Source organism: Verrucomicrobiia bacterium (assembly GCA_035629175.1).
In the GTDB taxonomy this organism is placed as follows: Bacteria; Verrucomicrobiota; Verrucomicrobiia; order Limisphaerales; family DASXHY01; genus DASXHY01.
In genome coordinates, this window is sequence record DASPIL010000100.1 from 23,332 (window position 1) to 36,820 (window position 13,489).

3 protein-coding genes are annotated in these 13,489 nt (G+C 60.9%); all 3 read right to left on the reverse strand.

Features of this window, described 5'->3' with window-relative positions; all coding sequences use genetic code 11:
* Positions 1-3: 3 nt before the first annotated feature.
* From VEH04_18425 to VEH04_18435, 3 genes are read right to left on the reverse strand one after another with little or no spacing between them, the layout of a single operon-like run.
* A complete protein-coding gene (locus VEH04_18425; protein HYG24751.1) occupies positions 4-741 on the reverse strand; it encodes a DUF2071 domain-containing protein in 738 nt (245 codons plus the stop codon).
* Between the two features lie 3 nt (positions 742-744).
* Positions 745-2,418 (reverse strand): cyclic peptide export ABC transporter, encoded by a 1,674-nt coding sequence (locus VEH04_18430; GenBank protein HYG24752.1) that lies wholly within the window; start codon positions 2,416-2,418, stop codon positions 745-747.
* Positions 2,415-13,460, reverse strand: coding sequence for an amino acid adenylation domain-containing protein (locus VEH04_18435; protein HYG24753.1), 11,046 nt, complete (start codon positions 13,458-13,460; stop codon positions 2,415-2,417). The genes VEH04_18430 and VEH04_18435 overlap by 4 nt, the downstream gene beginning before the upstream one ends.
* Positions 13,461-13,489: the final 29 nt, after the last annotated feature.

The window sequence follows — 13,489 nt, forward strand, 5'->3', positions numbered from 1 at the left end:
GCGTCAAGCAAGCGACAGCGGCTCCCAGATATCAACACTTAACGATCGGGAGAAGTGAGCCAGGGGCGCGTCGGAAGGCTCGGGAAGGTCGAGCGCCGCAATCATCGTCGACTGCTGTTCCAACCCCAAAACCTCGTCAAGAATCCATGGATGATGATAGATGCGCGTGATCGCAAGGCTCTCATCGCTGCCCGCAAAGAGGCAGTAGCGTTCCACAAGGAAGAACGCGAGCGAGTCGATGTCAGGATCCCGCAGCTGGATTCCCGTGCGCCAGCGCGCATCGAATCGCGCCTCGCGCCCAATGACGCGGCGTGAGGAGAAATGCATCTCGGATTCCTGCTGCGTGAACTGCATGTCAGCCTTGTAGTACGGAAGCATGAAAAGGATGCGCGCCGCCATCGCAGGAATCAGCTTCGAAGCGTCGAGCGAGAAAAACCAGACGCCGGGCTTTCCGTCGTGATGCACGTAGGTGCGCACATTTAGTTCGAGCAGCGAATCCAATCCCGGAATCGGCGGCAGGCTGGTGAGGTGAACATCCGTCATGGCAAACGGGGTCACCCCGATCCATGCCTTGCCGTCATACGTATCGATCTCGAGCCGCTCGGGAATGAGCGGCCGCAATAATGCCGGATCGATTGGCCAGTGCAGAAACAGCAGGTTCTGCCAGGTTTGGTGCATTATGGGCGAGCCCTCCGGTCTCGTGCGCATAGCCAACCGATCCAAATCTGTTTGCGTCTTCATGTGTTAACCTTTGAGTTCAGCCGCCTGGAGCAGATTCTCCAGCCGCGTCTCGGGGAGCTGCGGTTGAACGTCCAGTTTGCCGTAGTCGAGTTTGATGACCCGGTCCGCAACGTGGAAATATTTGTCATCGTGGGAAATCACGAGGACGGTTTTCCCGCGCGCCTTTAACTCAGGCAGCAGTTGTGTGTAAAAAACGTTCTTGAAATGGGGATCCTGGTCGGCCGCCCATTCGTCAAACAGATAGAAGGGGCGGTCCTCAAGATAGGCCGTCATCAGAGCCAGCCGCTTGCGCTGTCCCTGTGACAGCGACGTGGTGGAGAGGGTGCCATTGGTTACCTTGACCTTGTGGCTGAGGTGCAGTTGCTCCAGGTATTCGGCGGCGCGATTGTCGCGCTCATCAGAACCGATCCCAATCAGCTTGTCGAACAGGTAGAAGTCAGAAAAAATCGCGGAGAACACCTGGCGGTAATCGTCGCGGTTTTGATCCGTGACGGGAATTCCATCCAGCCTGATTTCACCTGCTTCCGGGATGTAGAGGCCCGTGATGATCTTGGCGAGCGTCGATTTCCCGCTGCCATTGCCGCCAACAAGGAAGACCAGTTCGCCTGGATGGAAGCGCACGTTGATGGGTCCAAGCGTGAACTGGCTGTCGTCCTTTTCGTGGCGATAGGTATGCACGATGTTGCACAGTTCCAGCTTCTTGAAATCGCGGGGCGGCGCTGATTTCTCAAGCGGGCAAACCTCGGTCGATTTCTCCGCGAGCGAAATCCCCACCGACTCGATCTTCTGCAATGCAACATTGGCACGCCCAAATAGCGATATGCTGCTGATCGCGCCCGACAACGGCCCCATGAGGTAGAGCGTCGTGACGACGTAACCCGTCAGGGTTTCCCGCGTCATGGGCACGAGGGTGGGCAGCAGGAAGAGGATCAGGCCGATGAGCGCGAAGTAGAGCAGATGGGTCCAGTTCTGCGACACAATGAACCGCATCTCGGCGGCCACGGTATGGCGCTGGTAAGCCGCGGTGGTGTTTTGGACGTCATCCAGCAGGAACGCGTTGCGGCGGTTGCGATGCAGCTTCAACTCCTTGATGCCTTCGGTGAGCGCTCGGAAGTGACCATACAAGGTGTCCTCCTGTTCGCGCGCGAGGTGCAGGTGATGGAACGCGCTGGTCATGATCAGGCGGTAGCCAATTCCGCCCAGGACAATCATCACGCAGACACCCAGCAACACCTGCCATGAAAGCCAGCCGAGATACGCCGCACCGCCGAGCAGGATCGCGACGTTGACCGTGACGATGGGAACGGCGAGCAGCGCGTTCGTGATGCTGTTGACGTCGTCCGTGAGGGCAACGAGAACGCGCGGCGTGCCGACTTCCTCGAGCGCGCGGAGCGGCACAGTCAGGACCTTGCGCACAAGACTCCGCCGCAAATCGGCGACCACTCCCTGCGAATACCTGGCAAGCATCGCCTGCGCGTAAAAGTTGCTCGCCAGTTTCCCGACGCCGACGGCGATAAATGCGCCGACGATGAACGTGGCCGCCCGGGCTGGCCCGGTCAGTGCGATGTTGACCAGGGCGATGAGCCCGGCATTACAGGCGCCGCTGACGGCAGCAGCGATGGTGGTAAGCACCATCATTCCGCGACAGTTAACCCAGATGAATCGGAGCAGTTTCATGAAACAACAGATTGAGCGATGGGTTGTGCAGCGCACGCAGCCGCTTGGGCGTTGTTGAGCGCGGCGTGCATCTCCCGCGCGAGATGCTGGACATTTGGGTCGATGAAAATGTTCTCATGCGATCCCGGGATTCGGCGGATTTCAGCGCCGTCGCTGGCGAGCCTTCCCCAGCAGAAGTCATCAGCAAACGAACAGAGGAACGGCTGGCCGCGCGTTCGAATGAGCGTCACCTTCCCGTCATAAGGTTTCTCGACATGATTCGTGAGCGCGCGCAGATGAATTTCCCAGAACTTCAATTCGTGTTCCGGGAAGTATGATGGATCGATGACTTCCTCGAGATCCACATCCTGGCTTGGATCCTTGCGCTCGCCGCGCAGATAGCTGAGAGCCTTGCGGCCGAGAATGCGCGCTTTGCGGACGATGAACCGCTGGCGTTCCTCGGCAGTCAGGCCCTCGAAATCCTGAAGCCAGTACCAAAGATTTCGCGCAAACCGGAAATAGAACGCGGGTTGCCACCACGTGATGCGCTCATAACCTGCATTCGAGGGGAACGCATCGATGAGTGCCACGAGCGCCACCTCTTCGCCGGCATCGCGCAACTGCCGGGCCATCTCGTAGGCAACGTTGCCTCCGAGGCAATATCCACCGACGTAATAAGGCCCATGTGGCTGCACCTTCCGAACTTCCTCAACGTAATAACGCGCCATGGCTTCAATGCTGTCGTATTCATCGAGCCCGATCTGGCCGCGCGACTTGATTCCATGGATCGGCTGGTCGGGCGGCAGATGCTGGGCGAGGTTGGCGTATCCCCAGAGCACGTCGCCGCCCGCGCCGTGCGCGAGGAACAGCGGCGGCCTGTCGCCGTTCGGTTGCACGGGAACGATGGGTGATTGCGACTGGCCCTGGCGGCTGTCGCTGAGCACCCGGGCCAGTTGTTCAACCGTGGGCGCCTGGAAGACCGTGACAAGCGGGAACTTGCGTCCCGTGATTTTTTCGAGTTCCGCAAACAACCTCACCGCGAGCAGCGAATGGCCGCCGAGTTCGAAGAAGTTGTCCCGCAACCCGACCTGTTCGACCCGCAGCAATTGCTGCCACAAGCCGCAGAGCTGCTTTTCCATTTCCGTTTCCGGGGGAACATAGTTGCTCTGCTCAACCGAGCGGCGCGCCGTCCGCGCCTCCATTGCTGCGTGGATGCTTTTCGCATCGGCTGTCTGCAACGCAAGCGCCCGGTATTTTCGAAAACGGTTTCCAGGAAGTTGCGCCGCCTGCGTGGCTGATGGACGGCGGGCGGGTTCGCCCGCAGGCGCTCCCGCCGGCCGCCGATCCTCGGCTTGTGCGGGATTAAATTTCAGGTTTGCCGCGGCTTCCGCAGGGAAGCGGTACACGTAGCCGCCATTCAACGCCTGGCGATAGCTGGACCCGATGCTCTCGAGAAAATCAAAAGCCGGCTTGTTCTTTTCCGAGCGGTGGAAGTGCACATCCACCCACGTGAGCTTTCGTTCCGCCGCAATTGTCCCGAGCCTTGAAATCATCGCGTGCTCCACGCCGCGGCCCAGCACACGGCAACTGAGCAGGAGGGTGTCGACATCGAGCCCGTCGCCCGCGGTGGAGCAAATCACCACGCCGACCAGGCCGTAGTCGCCGAAGCGATCCTTCACCGTGACCGTCAGGATGTCTGAAGAGCCGGCGAGCTTTTGAAGGTCCATCTCCGAGCGGCGAATCGTCGTGCAGTTGAACTGGTTGGTGCGGTGGGTCAATTGCGAGACCCGCGCGAGTTCGGAGGACTCCATCGGCTGAATGACAATTTCAAGTTTCAGGCTGGCGACGAAGTCAGCGAGGCTCATCGCCTTGGAACGCAACTGTTCGCGTTGCTGGTTCTGGCGGTACATTTCGCTGCGTTTGCGGTCCTCCGCCGTCAGCTTCGCAGTGTCAAAGATCCAGGAATGCTGGAGGAACTCCGGGATTTTCTGCGGGTCCTCGGGCAGTTGCAGCGTAAGCACCTGGGGACAATTTGCTTCGACTTCCGCGCATTCCACAGGGTTGTCATCCACGAACACGATGCTGTCGAGGCCGAGGTTCAACTCCTCGGCGAGCGATTTCAGGTTCTCGGACTTGGGCAGCCAGTTCGTCCGCCAGGCAGCGAAATTGTCATGTCGCAAGGGCATGTCGAGGCGGCGGGCAAAGACTTCCCGCACGTCTTCTTCGTTGTTCTTGCTGCACACAGCCAGAAGCCTTCCGGCTTCCTGCTGCGCCCGCATGAATTCCTGAAGCGCCTTCCGCGGTGCATCGATGCATATGCCGTCCGCGCCATCTTCGCCGCAGACGCCCGACCACAGCGTGTTGTCGCAGTCGAGCACGATGACCTTGGGCTGGCTTCGCTGCAGCGCATGCAGCCGCCGGCAGATCATTGTGCCGAGCGCGGTGAAGAACACGGGCGTGTACGGCACGCGGCCCAGTTCGTCCCCGCTTGCGTCGTAATAGTCATCGACGGGATACATCCGGCGGAGGTCTTCGCCCGTGACCACGTGGATGCCGCTTCCGGCTTCCAGTTCTGACGCAATGAACTTTTCAACGCGCTCTATCATGCTGCGCAGCGCCGGGTCCGCAGCGATGCGCGTGGAGGGCGGGCAGAGCACCGCGAGGAACGGCACCTGCGCGCGGCTCGCTGCAGAACGGACGGCATCGATGAATTCTCCTGCAACCCGTTGCAATGCTGCCGCGTCGTGCGAAGCCTCTTCCTGGATCCAGTCCTCCGATCGCAGCAGCAGGACGTTGAGTCCGCGGAGGTTGCCATTCAGGAGGCTCGCGGGGTCGAGCAGTTCCTGGAAAACCTGGTTGTAGGGCGCAAACGCGGCCCGCAGCGGAAGGTCGAGTTCCGTGGACCAATAGCGCAGCGACTCTTCGATGGGCTCGGCGGTAAATGTCGCGGCAATTGCAAGGGTCAATCCCTTCTCGCGGCTGCGCGCCTCCTTTGCCTGGGCTGTCAACGCCGCGGGGAGGGCAAGGTCCTCGAGCTTTGCCTGGGGCTTCTCGACCAGCGTTTCGAGCGTTTCACGGAACGCCTGCAGGACGAGTTCTACGGTTTGAGGCTTGAACAGGTCTTTCCGGAAATCGCACTTCACGGTCATTCCCTGTTCCGACTCTTCAGCCTCGAATTCCAGGTCAACTGGCGATGCTCCGGGTGCGAGGCGCTCGAATCGTGACTTGAGGCCGCGCGGATCAAACGTGATGCGCGCGAAGTTCTGCAGCAGCAGCGTGACGTTGTAGAGCGGATTCTGGAGTTGCTTCCGCTCGGGATTCATTGCTTCGACAATCTTCTCGAAGGGACAATCCTGATGTGACTGGGCTTCGAGAACCGCCGCTTTGACATGTTGCAACAGCTGCTTGCCGGAATTGTCCTCGCCGAAACGGATTCGCACAGGGAGGAAGTTGATGAAGCAGCCGATCACGTCCTCGATCTCGCGGCGATTCCGCCCGGCCGCCACCGCGCCGATGACGAGATCGTGCTGGCCCGTCCACTTGCGCATCACGAGTGACAAGGCTGTCATCATCAGGATGTAAGGCGTGCAGCCGTCGCGCTGGGCTACTGTTGCCATGCGCTTGACGAGGTCCTGCGAGAGAGCCAGGAAACATGAACCGCAGGCCCTGCTCGGGAATTCCGATTCGGAATGGTCAGCCGGAAGATTGATCGAGGTGGGGGCTCCGGCCAGCCGCGATTTCCAGAATTCCAGTTCGTTTTCCAGCATCGGCCCGCTCATCCACGTGTTGTGCCAATGGGCGTAATCCGCGTATTGCACGGGGAGTTCAGGCAGAACTGCGTCATTGCCAGTCACCCCGGCGTTGTAAAGGGCCTCGAGTTCGGAGAAAAAGATCGCAACCGAGCAGCCGTCCGAGATCGCATGATGCATGACGACCACCAGAATATGGCTTTGCGGCGAAAGGCGAATCAACCGGCAGCGGAGCAGCGGCCCTCGCGCCAGATCGAAGCACTCGTTTGCATCAGCTGTCGCGATCTCGCGGGCACGGGTCTCCGCATCGGCTTCCTGGGTCACGTCGGTCACCGCCAGCGTGACAGGTGCGGGCGGCGCGATCTGTTGTGTAAGGCGGCCATCCACGAACTCCATCGTGGTTCGAAGTGCCTCGTGGCGCGACGCGAGGTCCGTCAACGCGCGTCGCAGGCACTCGACGTCGAGATCGCCTTCCAGCCGGACGAGCGTCGGAACGTTGTAAGTGGCGTTCCCCGGCTCCAGTTGGTCGATGAACCAGAGGCCGGCCTGCATCGGCAGAACCGGCAGCGCGCTGTCGCGCGGAACGGGCTGCAACGGCAGAACGGGGAATTGGTTGCGAGTCCATTGTCCGCACATCATTCCAAGTGCGAGACCTTCCACGGTGGGCGCCTCGAAGACGCTGAACAAAGGCAACTCCAACTTGAATGCTTCACGAGCGCGGGAAAGCATCTGCACGGCGAGCAGCGAGTCGCCGCCGAGCTCGAAGAAGTTATCGCGCAATCCAACGCGTTCCACCCTCAGGACTTCGCGCCAGATGCCAGCCAGTTGCTGCTCCATCGGCGTGCGCGGCTCCATGTGTGACGTGCGATGAGCGGCGTGGTGCCGTTCAGGTTCAAGCAACCTGTGGCCATCAATGCCGCCGCTCGAAGTGCGGGGCAGGGCGTCCATCACCACCAGGGCGGACGGAATCATGAACCCGGGCAATTTCTGTCGAGCAAGCCGTCGCAGTGCCTCGCCGGTTAATGAGCCGCCGGACTTGGCGGTGGCGTATGCCATCAACCGCGCAATGCCGTGGGCGTCGTGATGCAGAATTACAACCGCCTCATTGCAGGCGGGATGTTGTCGCAGCACCGATTCAATCGATTCCAGATCAACCCTGCGGCCCTCGATGGTGACGCGGCGATCGCGCCGTCCTATCAATTCGAGCTGGCCGTCGCCCCGCCATCGCGCGAAGTCGCCTGTGCGATACAGGCGCGCGCCTGGCTGGAACGGATTTTCAATGAAGCGCTCGGTGGTGAGTTCTGCGCGGTTGAGATAACCCCGGCCAACGCCATGGCCGCCGATACAGATTTCACCAGGAACGCCTGTCGGCACCGGCTGCAGGTGCGGGTCGAGCAGGTAAACTTCCGCGCCTGGGATAGGACGGCCGATCGTGGCTGCCTCGTTTGTGTTTCGAAGCGCGGCGGCACAACACATCGTTGCTTCCGTGCAGCCGTAAAGGTCATACACCTTCTGCACCTGGGTTCTGCTCTTGACCGCGTTCACCAGGCTTTCAGGCAGCAGTTCGCCGGAAACTGTGACCACCCGCACCGTGGACGGAACTCCGTTCTCTTGAACGAGATCGCGCAAGGCCGGCGGTGTGGTGTGAATCAACGTCACCTCTGCGGCGGCAGGGAGCGTTCGTAACGCCTGCAGGTCCTCCGCGAGGATCACCTTTCCGCCAGTGCAAAGCGGCACCAGTAATTCAAACAAGGAATCGTTGCAGTCGAATGGACTTGCGGCGAACACGCCCGAAAGTTCCTCGGGCGGGAACGTGGCACGTGCCCAGTTCACCAGCATCGCCACATTGCGATGCTCAAGTGCGATGCCAACAGGTTCGCCATCGCGTCCTTGTGAGTAGAAAACATGGCTTGCATCACCAGCTGTGGCGGATGAGGCGGGATCGGACATATCTGCATTGCCGGGCTGCAGTGACGCGCAATCGACCACAGCGAGCTCTGGCTGGGCAATCGCCAGGGCGTCGCGGGTGGAACGCTCCGTGAGGACCACGCGCATCGCGGTGTCGCGCAGGATGAAAGCATGACGCTCGGCCGGCCAGGCAGGATCAAGGGGAACGCACGCCCCGCCCGCCTTGAGCACCCCAAGCATTGCGGCCAGCGATTCGATCGACCGATGCATGCAGATGCCGACGTGAACGCCAGGCGCCTCGTTGATGGTGCGAAGGTGGTGCGCAATGCGATTCGCCCGTGCGTTGAGCTCCGCATACGTGACGCGCTCTCCGCCTGCAATCACAGCGTCTGCGCTGGGATTCTTCCGCACCTGCTCCGCGAACAAATGTCCGACGGTGGTTGCATCGGCGGTTTGCGTCCGCGGATTCCATTCCGACAACAGCCGGCGCTGTTCTGCTTCCGACAGCAGGTTCAGCCGCGAAAGGCGCTGTTCCGGATTCGTTGCGATGGCGCGCAACAAATTCCCGAAATGCTCCGCCATCCGTGCGATACGATCCGCATCGAACAATGCCGTGCTGTATTCGAACGACGCCCTGAAGCCTTCGGCGTCAGGAGCCACATACAGCCACAGATCTAGTTTGCAGGTGTTGTTATGCGTGCGCGATGGCTCGAACCGCAACCCGCCGCTCTGCGTTCCTGCGAGGGGAGCCGCGTCGTAGGTGAACATCACCTGAACGATCGGCATGTGTCGCGGATCGCGCGGCGGCTTCAGCTCGCGAACGAGCGTCTCGAACGGAACATCGCTGTGTGCAACCGCCGATTCATGCGCCTGCTTCACCCGGTTCAGTATTTCAGTGAAAGTCGGATCCCCGGCGAGGTCGCCGCGGACAGGCACGTTGTTGTTGAAGTTTGCGACCACGCCGCGCAGTTCGGGTGCGCGGCGCGATGTCTGGAATCCAACGACGACATCCGTGGCTCCCGTATAACGTGCGAGCAACGATTCAAACGCTGCGAGCAGAACCGTTGGCGGGGTGCATTGGAATCGCCGGGCGAGTGCGCTGATCTCCTGCGACAATCGTGAATCGATCACGAACGGACAGAAGGCGCCTGCATCGCGCTGATGCCCCGGCCGGGCTCGATCAGCGGGAAGATCGATTCGCGCGGGTGCCCCGGCAAGTTGCTGCTTCCAGAATCCGATGCGCTCTGGAGCGGCCGCCCAGTTGCGGATCAATGCCGTCGTCAGGGCAGAGTAAGTGATGCCCGGCTGCGGCAATGACGCTTCGGTCCCGCTTGAGAATGCCTCATACAGCGCAACCAGTTCGTCCAAGATCAACCGCACGGAATCGCCGTCGCAGGCGAGTTCATGCGTCATCAACAGAAGCAGATGATCGTCCTCATCGAGCTGCCAAAGGAACGGGCGCAGCATTGGAGTTGCGAGGACGGAAGACTTCGATCCTTCCTCGATCGCCTGCGTCACGGCGCGCGACACGCGTTCTTCGGGCGCAAGCTGACGCAGGTCGGTAATCGGCACGAGGATCGGTTTCGGCTCACAAATGATCTGCACGGGCTGTCCATTGTCTGTGCTGAATATCGTGCGCAGCGCCTCGTGGCGGCGGGAGATTTCCGTGAGGCTTTCTTCAAGTGCCGAAATGTTCAGAGGCCCTTTCAACCGAATGCTCGTGGTGATGTTGTGTGACGTCTGTTCGGGTTCGAACAAGTCGAGGAACCACATCCTCAATTGCGCGGGCGTCAAAGGCAGCACCTTGCCGCGAGACATCGCCGATGCTGGCAGGACGGGCTGGCTGGCGCTGCCGCTGCGGGTGAGATGCGCCGCAAGCGATGCCACTGTCGGCATGTCGAACAAATCCCCGAGAGGCACTTCCACCTGCAGCGTCTCGCGCATCCGGGAAATGACTTGCGTCGCGAGCAGTGAATGTCCGCCGAGATCGAAGAAGTTGTCTTCGATGCCGACGCGCTTCAACCGCAGGACCTCGGCCCAGATGCCCGCAAGGACTTCCTCGAGCGGCGTTCTGGGCGCAGCGTATTCGGAATCCAATTCAGGCCGGTCATCGCCAGGTGCGGGCAGTGCCTTGCGGTCCACCTTTCCGCCTGGGGTCATCGGCAACGCCTCGAGCGGCACGAAGGTCGCGGGCACCATGTACGACGGCAGCCTGTCCTTGAGGAAATGCCGCACGTCGTTCACGTGCAGCGATGCGCCTTCGCGCGGAATGTAATAGGCGACCAGTCTCTTCTTGCCGGGTGCGTCCTCGCGCGCCACGACGACGGCTTCCTTCAAACCGGGATGCGAGCGCAGCGCGGATTCGATTTCGCCCAGTTCAATCCGGTAGCCGCGGATTTTTACCTGCTCGTCCACGCGCCCGACAAATTCCAGTTCGCCATCTTCGCGCATGCGAACGAGGTCGCCCGTGCGATACAGTTTTTCGGAGGGAACATCGGGAAACGGATTGGCGATGAACTTCTGTGCCGTTAGTTCAGGGCGATTGAGATAACCGCGCGCCACACCGGCGCCGCCGATGAAGAGCTCGCCCGTTTCACCTGCGGGAACGCGGTTGAGGCTGGCATTAAGAATGAGAGCGTAGACGTTCTCGAGCGGGCGGCCGATTGGCAGTGTGTCGTCGTTCGGCTGGCCAACATGGAGCGTCGCGCTGACGGTGGTTTCGGTCGGGCCATACGTGTTGATCAGCTTGACCCGATCTCCAGCGCGGGCTTTCCAGCGGCGCCAGGCTTCATCCGAAGCGCGTTCGCCGCCGATCACCACCAGCCGCAGCGATGGCGGCAGCTCGGCGTTGCGCGTGTGCTCGACGAGTTCGTGCCAGTAGGCGGTGGGCAAATTGAGGACGGTGATATTCTCATTCCGGACAAACTCGAAGAATCGTTCCGCGGACGAGAGAACATCGTCGGTGCGCAGCACCAGTGCCCCGCCGTTCAACCAGGTGGGGAAGATTTCCTCGACCGAAATGTCGAAACTGTAGGGGCTGAACTGGACTACGCGATCCTGGGGCGTGAGGCCAAAGACGCGGCCCATTGCGAAGTTGTGGTTCAGCAGCGAACGATGAGTGATCTGAACTCCCTTGGGCTTGCCAGTCGAGCCCGACGTGTAGATCACATACGCAAGGTTGTCCGCCGTTGCATTGGACACAGGATTTGCGGACGGCAACTGTTCCAACTGGCGCAGCTCATCGGGATCGTCGAGGCAGATCACGTTCAGGCCATCACTCGTGAGCCCGGGAACGGAACGGCGCTGGGTGAGCAGCACGCGCGCGCCGGAGTCCTGAAGCATGTAAGCCAGGCGTTCTGCCGGGTACGAGCGGTCGAGCGGCAGATACGCTGCGCCGGCTTTCAGGATTCCCAACAAGGCGACGGGCAGGTCGAGAGAACGTTCAAGGCAGACGGCCACGAGCGTTTCAGTTCCGACACCCAGCAGGCGCAATCGATGGGCGAGTTGATTCGCCCGCGTGTTCAATTCCGCATAGGTGTATTCGCGGTCCTGGAACCGAATGGCGGGGGCAGCAGCATGACGCGCGGCCTGCTCCTCGAAATAGTGAGCGTAGGGCTGCACTTCGGCTGTCTTCGATTGGGACTCCGTTGTGGCGCTGCCATGGCTCGTTGAGCGGGCAGGCGCGGCTTTGAAAGCGTCGGCCAAAGCGGAAGTGAGCGAAGTGGCGAGCGTCCTGACGCAGGGTTCCTCCAGGATTTTTTCGTGCACTCCGGGAACAATGCTGATCTCGACTCCGCCGCGGGCGAGGTCACGCCAGCCGTAATCGCCATCGAAGGAACAAAGCCACGGATGGCCGGGGCTGCGGAACAGGTGAACCTTTCCCGAATATGGCTGGGGATGATAATTGACGAGCGCATGGATGTGCCGCTCCCAGAGCTTGCGCTGCTCGTCGGAGAACGATGAAAGGTCGACCAGCTCGCCGGGGTCAATGGTGGCTTTGTTGCTCGATCCGCAGCCCAGGTACCGGTTCAGGCGGCGCTGGAACATCTCCTTCTTCCATCGCAGAAAATCACGCCGCTGCGCGGGCGACCACTGGGCGCAACAACGCATCCAGTAGAGGAGATTCACGCCGAAGCGGAAGAACCATCGCGGGGACCAGCTCACGTGCGAGTAACTGGAGTTCGCCGGCGCGCAGTTGAACACGGCCAGCGTGCGCACTTCTTCACCTGCGGCATGCAGCTGCCGCGCCATTTCGTAGGCAACGTTGCCGCCAAAGCAATAACCGCCAATGTGATAGGGGCCGTGCGGCTGCATGACGCGCATGTCCGCAACGTATTGCCGGGCCATCTCTTCAATCGTCGCGAACTCCTCGCGGCCATCCAGCCCGCGTGAGCGCAGGCCGAACACCGGCTGGTCGTTGCCCAGGTACCGCGAAAGATTGACGTAACCCCAGAACATCCCGCCGCCCGCGCCGTGGACAAAGAAGAGCGGGGGCTTGGTGCCCTTGGGCTGGATCTCCACGATCGACGTCCCCGAAATCGCGCTGTCTTCGTGGATTTCCTTGCGCAGAATTGCCGCGAGCTGCTCGATTGTCTGAGCCTGGAAAATGGTGGCGAGCTTCAGCTTGCGGCCAAACTGCTTCTCGATCTGAGCAATCACGCGAACGGCCAGCAGTGAATGCCCGCCGAGTTCGAAGAATTTGTCTTCGATGCCGATGGGCGAAATTCCCAGCACGTGCTCCCAGATTTTCGTCAGCTCGACTTCCACGGCATCCTGCGGCGTCGCGTATCGCTTTTCCAGTTCGGGTCTCGCGCGATCCGGTTCAGGAAGCGCGCGGCGATCCACCTTGCCATTTGCCGTGAGCGGCAAGGACTCGAGCCGCACGAACGCCGAAGGAACCATGTAGTCGGGCAGTTTCTGCTTGAGGAATTGCCGCAGCTCAGGGATGCCGGGCCCTCGGCGCCCGCTGGGCACAAAGTAAGCGGCCAGCTTTTTGTCGTCGTTTCGATTGCCGAACACGGTCACCACGCATTCGCGAATCGAAGGATGCTGCGACAGCACGCTTTCAATTTCGCCGAGCTCCACCCGGAAGCCGCGCAGTTTGACCTGGTGGTCCGCCCGGCCAATGAATTCCAGCGTTCCGTCGGCCAGCCAGCGAACAATGTCCCCCGTGCGATACAGGCGGTCGCTTCCCGATTGGTTCGAGAAGGGATTGCGAACAAACTTTCGATCTGTCAGCTCCGGCTGTTTCCAGTATCCGCGCGCCAGGCCGTCCCCGCCGACGTACAGCTCGCCAGGAACGCCAGCCGGGACAGGATTCAGGTGCGCGTCGAGAACGTAGCACTGGCTGTTTGCCACCGGACGGCCGATCGGAATTGTGACGGCGTTTTCAGGCAGTTCTTGCACTTCGTGCCAGGTCGAGAAAGTGGTGTTCT

Coding starts and splice junctions, on each gene's coding strand:
- VEH04_18425 (HYG24751.1), bottom strand. CDS start 741: ATGAAGACGCAAACAGATTTGGATCGGTTGGCTATGCGCACGAGACCG.
- VEH04_18430 (HYG24752.1), bottom strand. CDS start 2,418: ATGAAACTGCTCCGATTCATCTGGGTTAACTGTCGCGGAATGATGGTG.